Annotated in this window: 14 protein-coding genes; 1 reads left to right on the top strand and 13 read right to left on the bottom strand. The window is 67.5% G+C overall.

Annotated elements, in window-relative coordinates; translation table 11 throughout:
* Window positions 1–182 precede the first annotated feature (182 nt).
* From ACHWVH_RS14465 to hrpB, 3 genes are all read right to left on the bottom strand, one after another.
* Window positions 183–593, bottom strand: coding sequence for a hypothetical protein (locus tag ACHWVH_RS14465; RefSeq protein ID WP_295942712.1), 411 nt, complete (start codon window positions 591–593; stop codon window positions 183–185).
* Window positions 594–715: 122 nt separating this feature from the next.
* Window positions 716–1,612, bottom strand: a complete 897-nt coding sequence (locus tag ACHWVH_RS14460; RefSeq protein ID WP_394687436.1) for a hypothetical protein — start codon at window positions 1,610–1,612, stop codon at window positions 716–718.
* A 225-nt stretch (window positions 1,613–1,837) separates the two neighbouring features.
* Window positions 1,838–4,486 carry an ATP-dependent helicase HrpB gene (gene hrpB, locus ACHWVH_RS14455; protein WP_394687435.1) on the bottom strand — a complete coding sequence of 883 codons (2,649 nt, stop codon included), beginning with the start codon at window positions 4,484–4,486 and terminating at the stop codon, window positions 1,838–1,840.
* 97 nt (window positions 4,487–4,583) lie between these two features.
* Here hrpB and ACHWVH_RS14450 point away from each other — a divergent pair, with 97 nt between their 5' ends.
* A complete protein-coding gene (locus ACHWVH_RS14450; RefSeq protein ID WP_394687434.1) occupies window positions 4,584–5,381 on the top strand; it encodes a TatD family hydrolase in 798 nt (265 codons plus the stop codon).
* Between the two features lie 332 nt (window positions 5,382–5,713).
* On the opposite strand, the gene ACHWVH_RS14445 is transcribed toward ACHWVH_RS14450, so the two are convergent.
* From ACHWVH_RS14445 to ACHWVH_RS14400, 10 genes are all read right to left on the bottom strand, one after another.
* Entirely contained in the window at window positions 5,714–6,217 is a 504-nt protein-coding gene (locus tag ACHWVH_RS14445; RefSeq protein WP_017914907.1) for a hypothetical protein, read from the bottom strand.
* A gap of 181 nt (window positions 6,218–6,398) precedes the next feature.
* Window positions 6,399–7,343 (bottom strand): 2-dehydropantoate 2-reductase, encoded by a 945-nt coding sequence (gene panE, locus ACHWVH_RS14440; RefSeq protein ID WP_267121765.1) that lies wholly within the window; start codon window positions 7,341–7,343, stop codon window positions 6,399–6,401.
* Between the two features lie 167 nt (window positions 7,344–7,510).
* Entirely contained in the window at window positions 7,511–8,518 is a 1,008-nt protein-coding gene (locus tag ACHWVH_RS14435) for an OmpA family protein (protein ID WP_394687439.1), read from the bottom strand.
* Window positions 8,519–8,671: 153 nt separating this feature from the next.
* A complete protein-coding gene (locus ACHWVH_RS14430; RefSeq protein WP_295928784.1) occupies window positions 8,672–9,280 on the bottom strand; it encodes a hypothetical protein in 609 nt (202 codons plus the stop codon).
* Window positions 9,280–9,948, bottom strand: a complete 669-nt coding sequence (locus tag ACHWVH_RS14425) for a TadE family protein (RefSeq protein WP_153751789.1) — start codon at window positions 9,946–9,948, stop codon at window positions 9,280–9,282. Before ACHWVH_RS14425 ends, ACHWVH_RS14430 begins: the two co-directional genes overlap by 1 nt.
* Entirely contained in the window at window positions 9,945–10,331 is a 387-nt protein-coding gene (locus ACHWVH_RS14420; RefSeq protein WP_295928787.1) for a DUF192 domain-containing protein, read from the bottom strand. Before ACHWVH_RS14420 ends, ACHWVH_RS14425 begins: the two co-directional genes overlap by 4 nt.
* Window positions 10,328–11,218, bottom strand: a complete 891-nt coding sequence (locus ACHWVH_RS14415; protein ID WP_019795943.1) for a type II secretion system F family protein — start codon at window positions 11,216–11,218, stop codon at window positions 10,328–10,330. Before ACHWVH_RS14415 ends, ACHWVH_RS14420 begins: the two co-directional genes overlap by 4 nt.
* Window positions 11,215–12,063: a type II secretion system F family protein gene (locus tag ACHWVH_RS14410; protein ID WP_017907711.1), complete on the bottom strand. Its 849-nt coding sequence runs from the start codon at window positions 12,061–12,063 to the stop codon at window positions 11,215–11,217. Before ACHWVH_RS14410 ends, ACHWVH_RS14415 begins: the two co-directional genes overlap by 4 nt.
* Window positions 12,063–13,787: an ATPase, T2SS/T4P/T4SS family gene (locus tag ACHWVH_RS14405; protein ID WP_295928791.1), complete on the bottom strand. Its 1,725-nt coding sequence runs from the start codon at window positions 13,785–13,787 to the stop codon at window positions 12,063–12,065. The genes ACHWVH_RS14410 and ACHWVH_RS14405 overlap by 1 nt, the downstream gene beginning before the upstream one ends.
* A gap of 30 nt (window positions 13,788–13,817) precedes the next feature.
* A complete protein-coding gene (locus ACHWVH_RS14400; RefSeq protein ID WP_295843388.1) occupies window positions 13,818–15,197 on the bottom strand; it encodes a type II and III secretion system protein family protein in 1,380 nt (459 codons plus the stop codon).
* Between the last annotated feature and the right edge of the window lie 189 nt (window positions 15,198–15,386).

The following is a 15,386-nucleotide window of genomic DNA, read 5'->3' as shown; positions in this document are numbered from 1 at the left end:
GACATCGCACCCGTAGTAGCGGCTTCCGCCGCGACAGGGGCATGACCGGTAACGCCGGTCGCGGCTGACGCCGCTCCTGCGTTGGAAAAGCAGAGGCGCGTCGAAACATAAAAAAGCGACCGGGATGTCTCCCGGTCGCTGCGTTTCATGCTGCGGCTGCCGTCAGTGGCAGTACGCGGACCTCACTCTTCGGTGGCGTCCTGCGCTGCGGCATTGCGGCGCGTGCCGCGGGTGCTGGCAGCGCTGCGGCGCGCACCGACGTTGCCGCGCTTGTTGGCGGCTTCGATACGCTGCGCATTGCCTTCGATCGGTGCGCCCTTGTCGCGCTGGCGCTTGCGGTAGATGGCGTAGCCGAGCAGACCCACACCCACGGCGGCAGCGGCGATCGCGACGGCCGGGTTGCGGCGCACGGCGGTGCGCGCGACCTTGGAGCCGGTCTTCACCGCACCCATCGCGGCGCCCGCCTTGAGCGCGCCCATCGCCTTGCCCGACTGCAACCACTTGTTCGCCTGCGGGCCGAAGTGCTTGAGGCTGTCGCCGGCGTGGCTGGCGAGATCCAGGGCGCGATCGGTGATGATGGTCAGCTTGCTCATGGGCGTCCCCTACTGGCAGGAATGAAGGGCTGCAGTGTCGCCCGCCTACCGTATACGGGGCGTTAGCGCGGCGCCGTGGATTCGTCTGCCGGCTGAATGAATGGGGCGCGGTGGCGAGGCGTCTACCCTGAGGCTCCTGCATCGACGAGCAGGCTGACCGGGAAGAAAGTCAATTCCTTCCGTGAGGCGGCGGCCGATAGCGCGATCTCCAGATCTTCCTGGAAATGCTCCAGTGCTTCGAGCACGCTGGAGGATTTCATCGCTTTCAGCGACGCCTGGAGTTGGATGCGTCCCAGCTCCACGAAGGCCTCCGTTCCGATGTCCAGGAGATGTGTGCGCCGAATCGTGTTCTGGTGTAGCCCGAATTCGCCGACCGTCTCGTTGCCGGCGAATTGCCAGAGCCTCTCTACTCCCGGCTGATGCCGGGCCACGAAGGAGCGATCCCCGGCACTGGCAACGAACCCACCCTGCAGCCTGGAGTTTTTCAGATCGTCCAGACGGGGCAGGGGACCTTGGTAATCGAAGAAGACGATCGAGTAACGGGAGATCTCGCCTCCGACGTACCCGATTCCCACGCAGAGAAAGGCGCCGAACAGCCCCCCGCCGAGCGCGAAGGCATAGGCTTGGTCTTCCCGAAAGATGCCTTCAATCGGTTTCGGTTCGGCGACGGCGTGCGGCTCGCCGAGTTTCTTGAAAAGTGCCTGGAGCTGCGTCTTGCGCTTCTTCCCCTCACTGGCGCCGAAAAGACTTGTCCAGTTCTTTTCGTTAAAGAGGCTCCAGACTTTCGCTTCCAGGTCCGCTACGTCGGACGCGGACAGCAGGCCCGACTCCCAATAGGCGAGCGCGGTGCTGGTGAGATAGATTTCGTTGTCGAGGTCGTCGAATGTCTTGCGAGGCAACAGCGGGAAGGCCTTCCTGATGGCAGTGGCCGGTTGCCCGGCTTGAACGGCCGCGAGCACGGCCGCATAGGCATCGTGCGCCAAGTCGCCATCGAGGATTTTCACGCCGTCCAGAGCCATGCGCACGTCGCCTTGTGTGATGTGCCGGCGTTGTCGTGAAACCGGCGATTTCCCGGACAGTAAGAACCAATACGATGCTGCCGGGGCCAACGGACTGGGCTGTCGCGGCGTGATGACAGAACGCCGCGGCGCCTTGGACATCTCTGCCAGCGCAACATACGCAACGCGGGTGGAAGGCACAATGCGCTGCGCCGCGAGAGGGTGCGTCCGGGCCTCGATGCGCGCTCAGGTGCCGCGCGGCTTGGCGCGGTGGCTGGCGGTGGCGGTCCAGGGGTCGTCCGGCCACGGGTGGCGCGGATAGCGGCCTTTCATTTCCTTCTTCACTTCCGGGTAGGTGCTGGACCAGAAGTTGCGCAGGTCCTGGGTGACCTGCAGCGGCCGCCCGCCGGGCGAGAGCAGGTGCAGCAGCAGCGGCACGCGGCCGTCGGCGATGCGCGGGGTGTCGGCCAGGCCGAACAGTTCCTGCAGCTTGACCGCCAGCACCGGCGGCTGCGGCTGCCCGGCATGGTCCAGGCTGTAGTCGATGCGCCGTTCCATGCCCGAGGGCACCGCGATGCGCACCGGGGCATGGCGGTCGATGGCCTGGCGGCGGTCCCACGGCAGCCGCGCCTTCAGCGCCTCGCCCAGCTCGTCCTCGCTCAGCGCATCGAGCCGGGTCTTGCCGGCGAAGGCCGGGCGCAGCCAGTCGTCGAGGCTGGCCAGCAGCGCGGCATCGCCCAGGTCCGGCAGCTCCAGTTCCGGCATCCACTGGCGCAGTCCCGCCACCCGTGCGCGCCATTGCGACAGGTTCTCGCTCCAGGGCAGCGCCTGCAGTCCCAGCTCGCGCACTGCCTGGGTCAGCGCCGCGGCCGCCTGTGCCGGTGCGACGCGGCCGGCGGGGCGGCTGTCGAGCACGATGCGATCGAAACGAGTTTCGCGCAGCGCCGTGAGCGCGCGCCGTTCCGGGTCCCAGCGCACCACGTCTTCCTGTGCGAAGCGCTGCGGAAACTGCGCTCGCAGGTAGCGCTCGTCCACCGGTGCGGCGCGCAGCAGCAACGCGTCCTTGGCCTCGTGGCGCAGCTCGGTGGCGACCAGCCAGGGCTCGCCGCGCAGGTCGCTGTTGTCGAACAAGCGCACGCTGCGGCCATTGGCCAGCTGGTAGCGCAGCGGATCGCTGGGGTGAAGCGTGCCGATGCGGTCGGGAAAGGCGTGCGCCAGCAGATCGCCGAGTTCGTGCGCCTCCACGCTGTCCGGCGCGGCGGCGTCGCTGCGCAGACGCCGCCGCCACTGCTTGGCCGCCGCGTCGATCGCCGCCAGCGCGCCGCGGTTGGCGTCGTGCGGCACGCGGCCGCGGCGGAACGCGGCCAGGGCGCGCCAGCGCGCGGCCAGTGCGTCGCCGCCCTGGCGTAGCGGATCGCGCGCTTCGATCAGCGCGGCGAGGTCGCAGGCCAGTGCCTGTGCGCGCGCATCGCCAGCGGCCAGCAGCATCGCCGCCAGCCGCGGATGCGTGCCCAGCGCGAGCATGCGCCGGCCGCTGGCGGTGATGGCACCACTCTCTGCGAGTGCGCCGAGCCGCTGCAGCAGCTCGCGGGCGGCGGCGAGTGCGCCGGCCGGCGGCGGATCGACGAAGCGCAGGCCATCGCTGCCCCAGGCGGCCAGTTCCAGCGCCAGCCCGGCCAGTTCCACCTGCAGGATCTCGGCGCGGCGTTGCGCCTCCAGGCGTTGCGATTGCGGCCACAGCCGGTAGGTCCAGCCGCTGGCGACACGGCCGGCGCGGCCGGCGCGCTGGTCGGCCGAGGCCTGGGCGATGGCGGTCACGTCCAGTCGCGAGAAGCCGCTGTTGGGATCGTAGTGCGGCTCGCGCGCCAGCCCGGCGTCGATCACCACGCGCACCCCGGGCAGTGTCACCGAGGACTCGGCGACGTTGGTCGCCAGCACCACGCGCCGCCGCCCCTGCGGATCCGGCTGCAGCACCTTGCTCTGCTGTTCCACCGGCAACTCGCCATGCAGCGGCAGGACCTCCACTCCGCTCCCTTCTCCCCCCGGGAGAAGGTGGCGCGCAGCGCCGGATGAGGGTACGCCGGAGGCGGTGCCGGCTGGAGTAGAGCCGGACGCGGCACCTGCTGGGGTAAAGCCAGCCGCGGCACCTGCTGGAGCAACACCCGCCGCACCACCGCCAACCCCCGCCGCTTCCAGCGCCGCCTGTACCCGCCCGATCTCGCGCTGCCCGGGCAGGAACACCAGCACGTCGCCCGGGTGCTGCTGCAGCGCGTGCTCGACCGCGCGCCGGGTCTGCGCCTCCAGCGATTCCTCGCGCCGCGCGGGAAAGTGCGCGATCTCCACCGGGAAGCTGCGCCCGGCGCTGGACAGTCGCGGCGCGTCGAGGAACTGCGCCAGGCGCTCGCCGTCCAGCGTGGCCGACATCACCACGATGCGCAGGTCTTCGCGCACCTGCGCCTGCACGTCCAGCGCCAGCGCCAGGCCCAGGTCCGCGGCCAGGTGGCGCTCGTGGAACTCGTCGAACAGCAGCGCGCCGACGCCCTCAAGCATCGGGTCGTCCTGCAGCATGCGGGTCAGGATGCCCTCGGTGACCACCTCGATGCGGGTACGCGCGGACACCTTGTTCTCGAAGCGGATGCGGTAGCCCACGGTTTCGCCCGGCGTCTCGCCGCGCTGCCGGGCCATGAAGGTCGCGGCGCTGCGCGCGGCGACCCGGCGCGGCTCCAGCATCACGATGCGCCGGCCCTGCAGCCAGGGCGCGTCGAGCAGCGCCGGCGGCACCTGAGTGGTCTTGCCGGCGCCGGGCGGGGCTTCCAGCACCAGGCGCGGATGGGCGGCGAGGCTGTCGCGCAGTTGCGGCAGCAGCGGATCGATCGGAAACACGGCGGACGTCATCGGCAAAGGATACGTGGCCGCCGCGCCGCCGTGGAGCGGCGGTGGGCGCATGGCCCGTACAATTGGCCGCTGTCCCGGCTGATTCCCGCGCAACCGCATGACCCTGATCGACATCGGCGCCAACCTCACCCACGAGTCCTTCGATCGCGACCGCGACGCGGTATTGGAGCGCGCCCGCGCCGCCGGTGTCGCGCAACTGGTGGTCACCGGCGCCAGCCGCGAGCACTCGCCATTGGCACTGCAACTGGCGCAGCAGCATCCGGGCGTGCTGTACGCCACCGCCGGCGTGCATCCGCACCACGCGGTGGAGTACACCGCCGAGTGCGATGCCGAACTGCGCGCGCTGCATGCGCATGCCGAAGTGGTGGCGGTGGGCGAGTGCGGCCTGGACTACTTCCGCGATTTCTCGCCGCGGCCGGCGCAGCACCGCGCGTTCGAGCGGCAGCTGCAGATGGCGGTGGACACCGGCAAGCCGCTGTTCCTGCACCAGCGCGACGCCCATGCCGACTTCATGGCGCTGATGCGCCAGTTCGATGGCAAGCTCGGCCCGGCGGTGGTGCACTGCTTCACCGGCAGCCGCGAGGAACTGTTCGACTACCTCGACCGCGACTGGTACATCGGCATCACCGGCTGGCTGTGCGACGAGCGCCGCGGCGCGCATCTGCGCGAGCTGGTGAAGCACATTCCCGCCGAGCGGCTGATGATCGAGACCGATGCACCGTACCTGCTGCCGCGCACGCTCAAGCCGACGCCGAAGGACCGCCGCAACGAACCGGCGTTCCTGGCGCACATCGTCGAGGAGCTGGCGCGCGACCGTGGTGAGGACGTGGCCACGGTCGCCGCGGCCAGCACTTCTGCCGCGCGGACATTCTTCCGTTTGCCGATGCCGGGCTGAGTACGTCGACGCGGCGGGTTTCGTGTTTGGGGATTCGTGATTGGGGATTGGGGATCCGTAAAAGCGCGCTTGGCTGTACGCGTCTTTTATTGGAGCGGCTTCAGCCGCGACCGGGCAACGCGTCGCGGCGGATGGTCCGGTGGCCATGCCGATCCTCTGCGCGACCGTGCCGGCCGATGCGCCGGTGGAGATCCTGGACGGCGTGGGTTGGCGTCTTCTTGTGGAAGGGACTTCAGTCCCGACGCACGACGGTGTCAGTTGGCTTTAGTCTGCATTCGTCGCGGGTGAAGCCGCTGCTGCGCAGGTAACGCCATTGGCGGCACTACCGCCTCTCAATCGACCTGCGCGTCCTCGCGTTTTGCTTCCGCCATGGCTTCCGGCTCCAGTTCTTCGGCGCTGCGGTTGAGCTTGACGAACACGCCCCAGGCGATCAGTAGCAGCGCCGCGCACAGGCCCACGGCAGACGCGTAAGGCAGCTTGGACGGATCGTCGTGCATCAGTTCGAAGATCGACACCAGGGTCTCGATCGCCAGGGCGATGACGATGACCACGAAGAACCGCGACAGATAGCGACGCACCCGCGTCGGTCCGCTGACCTTGACGTCGCGCTGCACCTCCTCCTCGTAGATGGTCTGGCCCAGTTCCAGGGTCACCAGCGCCACGGTGAGCAGCCCGATCGCTTCCAGCACCACGTTGAAGCGGTCGCGCACCACCAGTTCGCCGCCCGGGGTCAGGCCGTGCCACAGCTCCAGCACGGCCATGCAGATCAGCCCGGCCGCGCACAGCAGGAACAGCAGGATGATGAGGAAATGCCCGCCGCGGAACAGTTTTTCCATGTGCGTGTCCGTCGCTGCCCCCTGTGTGGTGGGCGAGCATAGGCGCCAGGCGCGTCAGCGGCGCGCGAAGATGCAGCGCTGCCCTTGGGACGGCGCGGATACGGCATTGCCCGGAGCACCGTGGCGGGCGTGCGCAGGGCAGGAGCGCGTTGCGCGCGGCACCGGCTTTCCGCGGCAAACCTCAGCGCGCGGGCAGACCGGCCTGGTACGCCTGCAGGTGGCAGTACGCCGCCATCAGCAGCGGCGCGTCCTGCCCGGCGGCGCGGGCGCGGACCAGCATGTCGCCGACGATCTGCTGCGCTTCCACCTGTTGCGCGGCTTCCAGGTCGCGCAGCATCGAGGCCTTCATCGGCGAACCCGGCTGGGTCAGCAATTGCAGCGCGCTGGCCTGCGCCGCCTCCGGCACCGGTTCGCCGGCCGCCGCGGCCACTGCCGTGCATTCGACATACAGGCCACGCACCAGCGCCACGCCATCGTCGCTGGCGACGATGCGCCCGATCGGCGCACGCATCAGGCAGGTGGCCGCGGCCAGCGCGGTGAGGAAGGTGTACTTGATCCACTGCTCCTGCGCGATCCGCGGCGCAGCCAGATGATCCACGTCGGCCTGCGCGCACGCCGCGGCCAGGGCGCGCACGCGCGCGCTGTCGGCGCCGCGGCCGTCGCGTTCGCCGAAGGTCAGCGAGGCCGGCTTGGCCAGGTGCTGAATCGCGCCGTCGGCGTCGAGCACCGCGCTGATGAAACAAAGCCCACCGATCACCCGCTCCGCACCGAAGCGCGCATCCAGCGCCCCATAGTGGCGCAGGCCATTGAGGATCGGCAGCACGCTGGTGCCGTCGTGGACCGCCGGCGCCACCGCGTCCAGCGAACTTCCCAGGTCGTAGGCCTTGCAGCTCAGCAGTACCAGATCGAACGGCCGCGCCTGTGCCGCGCTGTGCAGCGTCTCGGCGGTGAGCGTGCTCACCGCGATCGCCGCGTCGCCGCGCGGGCTGCGGATGCGCAACCCATCGCGTTGCAGGCGTGCGGCCCGTGGTGGTCGCACCAGAAAGCTGACATCGACGCCGGCCTGGGCCAGGCGTCCGCCGAAATAACCGCCGGTCGCGCCGGCTCCGAGAATCAGGATACGCATGAGACGTGGATCGCCATGGGGTGGGAGGCGTCCGACTGCGGGAACGCATGCCGGCAAGCGAGCGCGCGTGCGGTCCTGTCGACGATGCGGCGCAATCGGCCATGCCGTTGCGCCGCACCAAGACCTGCACGCATCAGGGTGACCCATGCAGCGGTACCCGGTGCGGCTCAGCTCTTCTTCACCAGCTCGACGCGGCGGTTCTGCGACTTGCCCTGCTCGGTCGCATTGTCCGCCACCGGGTCGGCATCGCCGAAGCCGGCCGCAGTCAGACGCGACGCGTCGATACCCTGCGCGACGAGCCCGGCGACCACCGCCTTGGCGCGTCCTTCCGACAGCGTCTTGTTGTGCGCGGCATCGCCGGTGCCATCGGTATAGCCGTTGACGGCCAGCTTCAACGCGGGGTCCTGTTTGAGCAATTGCACGACCTGCGCGATCTGCGGCTGCGAATCGGGCAGGATGTCGGTCTTGTCGGTGGCGAAGTTGACGTGCAGGGCCACCTTGCCGGTCTTGTCGATCTGCGTCTTCAGTTCGCTGGCCGGCAGCAGGCTGGCGGTGACCTGCAGCGGCTTGGTCTCGGCGATCAGCAGGCCGCCGCCGAACTGGTAGCTGCACAGGTGGATCCAGATATCGCGATCGGCGCGATGCACCACGAAGACCTGTACGGGGTTGTTCCAGACATCGCCCAGGCCGCTGTTGTACTTGGTGGCGACGTCGCGCGGCCACTCCTTGATCTTCTGCGTGGCCGCTTCGGGGATCCGGCCGTCGAAGATCTTCTTGCCGCCGAGTGCGGTGACCACCGCCTCGATGTTGCGCGACAACTCCAGGTCGGAGAAGGTCTTGCCCTGCGCCGCATCGATGTGCGCCGACCAGACCTTGCCCTCGACCGGTTGCAGGCGATCGCCGGTCCAGAACGGCACCTGGTCGAAGTCCGCGACGTCCGGCGTGCTGCCGGTGACATAGCCGGTGGGCAGCGCGATGTAGGGGAAATCTCCCAGTGGGACGTCGGACACCGGCAGGCTGGCAGGATCGAATGCCGTACTGGCGGAGGACTGGGCCGCGGGAGCTTCCTGCGCGCCGCCGGCGGTCGCCGCGGGGGCCGTCGCCTGATCGTCGGGATGTGCGGCTTGCTCGTGCTTCTTGCAGGCGCTCAGACTTGCGATGACGGCCAGGGCCAACGTCGCCGCTACTGCTCTTTTCACAGTGATACTCCTTGTCGGGGGACGAACCAAACTAGTGTAACGGCGCGATCGGCCGATCTTGCTGCAGAACCATGAACCCGCGTCGACCAACAATGGGCGACACAGGTTTGAGTCGCAGCAGAGGCGCGATCAGTGCGTCAGGTCGGGTGGCTGGAACAGCGCATCCGGCTGCGGGCCGTAGTCGACGCGTTGGATGTCCCATTGCTGTTGCTGTTCCAGCCCGGTCTTGCCGCGATAGGCGAGCACCAGGCCGGTCTCGCGGTCCAGCCACATCGTGCCTTGCCGGGTCCTGCCGGGCCCAGCCGGGTTGGCCAGGCGGTACCGCCATTGCACCGCGTCACGGCCCGCGCGCAGGCCGCTGTCGCCACGCTGGCAATCGGCGAACATGCCAAGACCCGCGCAGGGGTGCTCCGGATCGAAGCGTAGCGGCCAGCGCATCCCGGGAACGGGCATCGCGCCGCCCTGCTGGCCGACGATCCAACCGGTGGGTGCATCTTTCGCCAGGATCAGCGCATACGACCGACCGCTGGCATCCTGGAACTGGATCCGCAACGCGTCGTCGCGAAAGAACACCATCGCCGGCTGCGCCGCGCCGCGCGGCTGGATCCGGCTCAGGCCGCCGAGCTCGTTGGTCGTCACCTGGGCGACGCCCGAGAACGCACCGTCTTCGGCATGTACCTCGCCGAAAGCGGCCTGGCACAGTACCGCAACGCAAGCCAGCAGTGCGCACCGACGCATCACTTGTCCAGGTTGCCCTGCGTATAGATCGGCGACTGCATGCGCACGATGGCGTAGCTCTCGATGGGCAGGCGATTGGTGAATGGCTGCAGCGGAGAGGATTCGAACGTGCCGGCCTTCAGGTACTGCGACTTCCCGCCAAGTACCCAGCCGACGAAGGGAACCACCAAGGGTGCGTCGTAGACCACCTTGATCTTGAGGATGTTGGCGTCCTGCACATTGACACCACTGCTGCCGACCGCGTCGCTGCGGTAGGCGAGCGTGTCGTTGGGCAACGCGTACTGGCCGTTGTACTGGCGTTCGCGGAAGTTGCTCCATGCGGCGCGCGTGGGATTGATGACGGTGATGCGGCCGTGCAGGGTGAGGTCGGCGAAGGCCTTGGCGTACGCCATCTCGACCGCGGCCTGGCCGGTGTCGTGGGCATATAGCGGCATCATGCCCTTGGCGAAGCCCTTGCGCATCTCCATGCGATCCACACCGCTGACCGCACCCGCGCGCGCGGCCATCAGCGCGGCGTAATCGAGCGTGGACTTCATGCGGTACAGCAGCACCGCCTGGATGACGGCGAGCAACAGGAACAGCAGTACCGGCGTGATGATCACCAGTTCCACCATGGATTGGCCGCGCATCGACGAGCGGCTGCGCAGGGCGCGGACGCGTGCTTTCATGACATGGCTCCAGTAGAGGAAGGCGCCGGCGCGGTGGCGCGCCAGTGCCAGTGTTCGCCGCGTTGCGGTTGCAGGCGGTCCAGCGCGCCGCCGTGGAACTCGATGGTGGCCGCGGCCCGCCGGCACATCGCGGTGCGATACGGTCTGACATTCTCGCGCCACTCCAGGACGACATCGTCGTGGCCCAGGAACACCAGATCCAACGGATAGCCCATGCCGATGGTATGCACGCTGGCGCAGGGACGGATCAGCAAGGCCTCCGATCCATCGGTGGCCAGCGCCGGGCGCGCCAGCAGCCCGCGCGCGCGCGACCACCAGGTGTCCGCCGCCCATACCTGCGGGATTGGGATGCCGGCGCTGCGCTCGATACATCCACGCTTCACAGGATGCCCTCCTGCAGCATCTTCAAGTAGATGAAGTAGCCGAGGAACAGGAAGATGAGCGGGAAGAAGAACATCACCAGCGGCAGCATCATCTTCACCGGTGCTTCCAGCGCCAGCTTCTCGGCGCGCAGGAAACGTTCCTCGCGGCGCTGGTTGGCCTGTGCGCGCAAGGTGTCGCTCAGGTTGGCGCCGACCTTGTCGGCCTGGATCAGTGCGCTGGTGAAGCTGGTGATCTGCGCGATGTCCATGCGCTCGGCCATGCGCCGCAGCGCCTCGGCACGGGGCAGGCCGGCGCGCAGGTCGCGCAGCATGCGCGAGAACTCCTGCGACAGCGCACCGGCCGGTCCCTTGGCCACCGCCTGCTCGATGCCGCCAGTGACGTTCAGGCCGGCCTCGACCGACATGGTGATGAAATCCAGATAGACCGGAAGGTCGCGCACGACGGTCTTCTGCCGCGCCTTGCGTCGCTCGCCCAGCCACAGCGCGGGGTACAGCCAGCCGAGTACGCCGCCGAACAGCAGGCACATCAGCCCTGAGCCGATCCCGAGATGGCCGAGCATGCCGGTGCACAGCAGGAAGAAGGCGATCACCACCAGCGCACTGGCCATGCGCAAACCATAGAACTCTTCCGGCGTCAGCGTGTAGTCCTGGCCGGCCGCCTGCAACTGGCGGTGGGTCTGTTCCAGTTGCGCCACACTCAGGCGCGGGGCGATGCGCCTGGTCAGCACCGTCACCAGCGGCCACATCAACTGCATCAGTCGCGGCAGCGGGTCGTAGTAAGTACGGTCTTCCAGTTCGACTTCGCGGATCACCCCGCGCGTGCCGATGACCACCAGTGCGACGGCGCCGGCGGCAAGAAGCGCGATGAGGACGAGCATCCAGGTCATACGTCGATCGTCATGATCTTCTTGCAGAGACGATAGCCCAGGTATTCCATGACCAGGCAGATGGTGATCACCACCCAGCCGTGCCAGCTATGGAACATCGGCTGCATGGTTTCGCTATACATCAGGCTGAGATAGCCGATCAGGAACACCGGCAGCATCGCCATGACGATGCCCTGCAGGCGGCCCTGCGCCGTCAGCGACTTCACCTTCTTCTCCATGGTCAGGCGCCGGCGCAGCGTCTCGGCCAGGGTCGCCAGGGTTTCCGCCAGGTTGCCGCCGACCTCGCGCGAAATATTGACCGCCGAAACGAACAGTTCGGCATCGGTAATGGGCACCCGCTTGCTGAAGTTCTCCATCGCCTCTTCGGCGCGAAGGCCCATGTGTTGTTCGCGCAGCACCAGCGCCAGCTCCTGCGCCAGCGGCGGTTGACCATCGTGGACCAGCACTTCCATCGCCGGCGCGAAGCCGACGCCGGCGCGCAGGCTGCTGGACAGCATCTGCAGCGCGTCGGGAAGCTGCTCCTGGATCCGCTCCAGCCGGCGCTTGCGCAGGAACGCGTAGACCTTGCGCGGCGCGAAGATCAGGAAGATGCCGATCAGCACTGCGATGACCAGGCTCCCGGTCAGCATCCACACCAGCAGCGGGATGATCACCATTACCACGGCGCTGATCATGTAGACTTGGGCCGGATCCAGGAACAGGAACATGTCCGCCAGGTTCATGCGCGCCTGATCCATGAAGCTTTCGCGGTAGCGCTTCAGGAACTGCTCGCTGGAGCGCGCGATCAGCAGGAATGCCGTCACGGTCCCGGCGAACACCAGCAAGGCGATCAGCCACAGTGCCATCAGCGCGCGCTTCCCTGGTTGCGGAAGATGCCCAGATCCACCGACACGCCGCGTTCGGCGAGTTCCTCGTAGAACTCGGGCACGGCGCCAGTCGCGACGAAGTTGCCGGCGACCTTGCCGTCAGGGCCATGGTAGGTGGTGGGCTTGAACAGGAACAGGTCCTGCATCTGGATGGTGCCGCTTTCGATGCCGGTGATTTCGGTGATGTGGCTGACCTTGCGGGAGCCGCAGGGATAGCGGCGCTGGTGCACGATCAGGTTGACCGCCGACGCGATCTGCTCGCGCACCACAACCATCGGCAACTCCATGCCGGCCATCATCACCATCACCTCCAGACGCGACAGCGTCTCGCGCGGATTATTGGCGTGCGCGGTGGTCAGCGAGCCTTCGTGGCCGGTGTTCATCGCCTGCAACATGTCCAGACACTCGCCGCCGCGGCACTCGCCGACCACGATGCGGTCCGGGCGCATGCGCAGCGCATTCTTGACCAGGTCGCGGATGGTGATCTGGCCCTTGCCCTCCATGTTGGGCGGGCGGGCCTCCAGCGCCACCAGGTTGGGCTGCACCAGTTTGAGTTCGGCCGCATCCTCGATGGTGACCACGCGGTCGCCGTCCGGGATGAAGTTCGACAGGATGTTCAGCAGGGTGGTCTTGCCGGAGCCGGTGCCGCCGGACACCACGATGTTGCGGCGCTCGCGCACCGCCATGATCAGAAACTCCAGCATCGCCTCGTTCAGCGAACCGAACTTCAGCAGGTCCTCGCCCATCAGCCGGCGCGTGGCGAACTTACGGATGCTGATGCTCGGTCCGCGCAGGGCGACCGGCGGGATCACCGCATTGACGCGCGAGCCATCTTTCAAGCGTGCGTCGACCAGCGGCGAGCTTTCGTCGATACGCCGCCCCAGGGGCGTGACGATGCGCTCGATCGCGGCCAGGCAGGCGCGCTCGTTGGAGAACACCACGTCAGACTTCTGGATGCGCCCGGCACGCTCGATGAAAATGTCGTCGTGCGAATTGACCATGATTTCGGTGACGGTCGGATCGTCGATCAGGTCTTCCAGCGGCCCCAATCCGATCGCCTCGTCCAACACCTGCTTGGCCAGTCTGCGCGGGCTGATGTCCGCGGGCAGATCGCTGAACTCGCGCTTGAGGATGTCGTCGATCAGGTTGATGGTGCTGTCGCGCAGCGCGCTGTCGTCCATGCTGCGCACGTCCATGCGTCGCAGGTCCATCTGCCGTACCAGCGCCATGTGCAACTTGGTACGCCAGGTGGCGATATCCGATGGCGGCGGTCCGGCTACCACCATGTCGGTCGCGGCGGGCGCCGCCGTCTGGCGATCGGGCGCGGCATCGGTGGCTGCCGTGGGCGCGTCCGTGGCCCGGCCCGCCGCGCCGTCGTTGGCGGCGGGCGTCTGTCGGACGATGCGTGCATCGTCGCCGCTGACCTTCAGCATGTACTGGCCGATGCGGATCTCGTCCTTGCCGTCGATCGGCCCCTGTTTGGCCAGCACTACCTTGCCATTGAGCGTGATCGGCTCGCGTCCACCCAGCGGCAGGATGAACACGCCTTCGTCCTCGCGCAGCAGAGTGGCGTGCTTGCCGGCGATGTTCCAGCCCTGCAGCATCACCAGATTGGCATCGGCGCGGCCGATGCCGCACTCGCGGTGCATGCATTTGACCTGACGCGTGTCGCCTCCTGGCGTATTGATCAGCACTGTGAACATGGCGGTGAACCTTGCGCTCCGTGGGGTGGATTACTTGATCAACTTGTCTTGTCGCGGACTGATTTCGTTCTGCAGCTCCTTCTCGATCCCTTCGGCACGCTGCAGGTCCTGCAGGTTCTCCGGCGAGGTCGGGCTGACGATGCGCGGGGTCACGAAGATCACCAGTTCGGTCTTGTTGCCGCGGAAGCCATCGGAGCGGAACAGTTTGCCGAGGATCGGGATGTCGCCCAGCAGCGGCAGCTTGTCCACGGCCTTGGAGGCTTCCCGATCGAGCAGGCCGGAGATGACGATGGTCTGGCCGGCATTGACGTTCAGCTCGGTCTCCACGCGTCGTGTCAGGAAGCCGGGAACGCCCTGTACCGACACCGACGGATCGATCCGGCTGACCTCGGCCATGATCGAGGTATTCACCTGATTGGACGAGTTGACCGTCGGGTTGATATTGAGGCGGATGCCGTATTCCTTGTACTCGATCTGGGTCTGGCCGAGAATCGACGGCACCACGATCGGCACTTCGCCACCGACCAGGAAGGTCGCGTTGCTGCCGCTCTTGGCGCTCAGCTTGGGCTGCGCCAGCACCCACGCCTTGCCGCGGCTCATCAGCAGGTTGATCTTCGAAGCGATGGTGGTGGCAATGCCGAAGTAGCCCTGCGGCCCGGGCAGCTTGGTAGGCAGCTGATCCTTGATGTCCTGGAACGTCTGGTTGTTCTGCGGCAGCACGCGGAAGTAATTGTTCGTGGTCACGTCGCGGATCAGACCGCCAATCGGACCATCGATGGTGCTGTCCCATCGGATGCCCAGATCTTCGACCGAGTTCTTGTTGAACTCCATGATCGACACGTCCATCTGCACCATCGGCCGCATGCCCACCGGGTCGGCGCCGGCGAAGTTCAGCACCTGCGGATAGATCTTCTGCAACGCCTGGATCTTTGCCGTGGTGGCGGCGTCGATGTCGTTGCCCGAGATCACCACATTGGAGCCGATGGCCCGCACGGTGACGCCCGGCGTGTTGCCCAGCAGTTCGCGCACGGTGTCGGCCGCGCCTTCGGACTTGCTGCCACCGACCGTCACGTTGACGTCGCGCTGGCTGCCATCGGCCATCCACAGGTGGACGTTGGTCTCGCCGGGCTTGGTGCCGATCATGACCAGTTCGGACTTGCCGACCGAGAAGACGCTCAGGACCTCGCCGTCGCCGACCGCGATACGGCGCAGCGCACCGGGTACCCGCCGCACCACGGCCTCGCCGGCATAGATGCTTTGCGATGGCTGGATCAGCGGAGCGACCGACGGCTTCCTGTCGCCGGCCAGGGCGACGCCGCCACCGCCCGACGAGGAACCGCTGCTGCCCAGTTCCTGGATCTGCGATTCCATCGTCTGCTTGAGCTGGTCGACCTGGCGTCCCTGCGCCATCAGTCGCGCCTGCTCCGCTGACGTGGCATCCGCTGCCTGTCCCGCCGCCGGTGCCGGCGATGGCACCACAGCATGCGCGGCCGGCCGTGATGCCGTGCCGGTGGTTGCGGCCTGTTGTGCCGATGCGTTCCATCCCCCGATGCCCGCCAGCAACAAGCCGGCCAACCATGGCGCCGATGTCCCGGCCTT

The organism is uncultured Xanthomonas sp., from assembly GCF_964278005.1.
GTDB lineage: Bacteria > Pseudomonadota > Gammaproteobacteria > Xanthomonadales > Xanthomonadaceae > Xanthomonas_A > Xanthomonas_A sontii.
Note: the sequence above shows the minus strand (reverse complement) of the source record. Positions and strands in the feature narration are given on the sequence as shown.

Coding starts and splice junctions, on each gene's coding strand:
- ACHWVH_RS14465 (WP_295942712.1), bottom strand. CDS start 593: ATGAGCAAGCTGACCATCATCACCGATCGCGCCCTGGATCTCGCCAGC.
- ACHWVH_RS14460 (WP_394687436.1), bottom strand. CDS start 1,612: ATGGCTCTGGACGGCGTGAAAATCCTCGATGGCGACTTGGCGCACGAT.
- hrpB (WP_394687435.1), bottom strand. CDS start 4,486: ATGACGTCCGCCGTGTTTCCGATCGATCCGCTGCTGCCGCAACTGCGC.
- ACHWVH_RS14450 (WP_394687434.1), top strand. CDS start 4,584: ATGACCCTGATCGACATCGGCGCCAACCTCACCCACGAGTCCTTCGAT.
- ACHWVH_RS14445 (WP_017914907.1), bottom strand. CDS start 6,217: ATGGAAAAACTGTTCCGCGGCGGGCATTTCCTCATCATCCTGCTGTTC.
- panE (WP_267121765.1), bottom strand. CDS start 7,343: ATGCGTATCCTGATTCTCGGAGCCGGCGCGACCGGCGGTTATTTCGGC.
- ACHWVH_RS14430 (WP_295928784.1), bottom strand. CDS start 9,280: ATGCGTCGGTGCGCACTGCTGGCTTGCGTTGCGGTACTGTGCCAGGCC.
- ACHWVH_RS14425 (WP_153751789.1), bottom strand. CDS start 9,948: ATGAAAGCACGCGTCCGCGCCCTGCGCAGCCGCTCGTCGATGCGCGGC.
- ACHWVH_RS14415 (WP_019795943.1), bottom strand. CDS start 11,218: ATGACCTGGATGCTCGTCCTCATCGCGCTTCTTGCCGCCGGCGCCGTC.
- ACHWVH_RS14410 (WP_017907711.1), bottom strand. CDS start 12,063: ATGGCACTGTGGCTGATCGCCTTGCTGGTGTTCGCCGGGACCGTGACG.
- ACHWVH_RS14405 (WP_295928791.1), bottom strand. CDS start 13,787: ATGTTCACAGTGCTGATCAATACGCCAGGAGGCGACACGCGTCAGGTC.
- ACHWVH_RS14400 (WP_295843388.1), bottom strand. CDS start 15,197: ATGGCGCAGGGACGCCAGGTCGACCAGCTCAAGCAGACGATGGAATCG.